At 63.5% G+C, this 1021-nt stretch carries 1 protein-coding gene; it reads right to left on the bottom strand.

The annotated features are described in order from the left end of the window. Positions 1–959: sulfatase-like hydrolase/transferase (locus EOA29_RS37720; RefSeq protein ID WP_145970096.1), on the bottom strand; the 959-nt coding region annotated here is incomplete at its 3' end. Between the last annotated feature and the right edge of the window lie 62 nt (positions 960–1021).

The raw sequence follows: 1021 nt of genomic DNA, 5'->3' as shown, positions 1-1021 counted from the left end.
TTCCCGAACAGGCCGCGCTTCTCCATGAAGTCGAACAAATGGCCGAGCTGGTCGTCGATCTGCTTGATCAGGCCCATGTAGCAGGGGATGACCGTCTCGCGGACCTCGTCGCGCGAGAGGTTCTTTGAGTAGCGCTCCTGCTGGAAGGCCTCGAAAATCGGATTTGGCGAGATGCGCTCCGCCTCGCTGCGGACCGGCGGCTGGATATCCGCCTTGCCATACATATCGTGGTAAGGCGCCGGCACGATATAGGGCCAGTGCGGTTTGATGTAGGAGAGATGCGCGCACCAGGCCTCGCCCTTGGCTTCGGCCTCCTCGATGAAGCGCATGGCGCGGCGAGTCATGTAAGGCGTCTCGGAATGTTCCTCGGGAATGCGCGCCGGCTTGTCGGCGTGGACGAGGAGCCAGCCGTTGAAGTTCTCGCCGTTCTCGCCCTCGCCGGAATTCGCCCAATGCTCCCAGGGGTTTTCGGCGTTGAAGCCGTGCTCGCGCAGGTAGGTGTCGTAGGCCGGATCGGGGTCGTAGCTGGTCGAGGGGTGCAGGCCGTCGTCGCGCTCGAACGGCTCGAAGCCGCATTCCGCGACGCGCACGCCGATGATCGAATCCCGGGCGATGCCAAGCCGCTCCATGCCTTCCTCGTCGGCTGTCATATGCGTCTTGCCGATCAGCGCCGTGCGCACGCCGACCTCGCGCAGGTGATCGCCCAGCGTCGGCTCGCCGACCCTCAGTGGCACGCCGTTATGGGTCGAGCCATGCGAGCGGACATAGCGGCCGCTATAGGCGCTCATGCGCGAGGGACCGCACACCGTCGATTGCACATAGGCGTTGGTGAAGCGGACGCCGCGGCCGGCTAGCCGGTCGATGTTCGGCGTCTTCAGGCTCTTGTGTCCGGCGCAGCTCAGATAATCGAACCGCAGCTGGTCGCACATGATGAAAAGGACGTTGCGTTTTGAAGTCATAGCTATCCGTCGGAGCGGCTTTCCTTGGTAACGCGGTGAGGATGCCATCATCGCCTCGAAGG

Source organism: Mesorhizobium sp. M1E.F.Ca.ET.063.01.1.1 (assembly GCF_003998155.1).
In the GTDB taxonomy this organism is placed as follows: domain Bacteria; phylum Pseudomonadota; class Alphaproteobacteria; order Rhizobiales; family Rhizobiaceae; genus Mesorhizobium.
The sequence above is the reverse complement of the archived record's forward strand: the minus strand, read 5'-3'. Positions and strand labels throughout refer to the sequence as shown.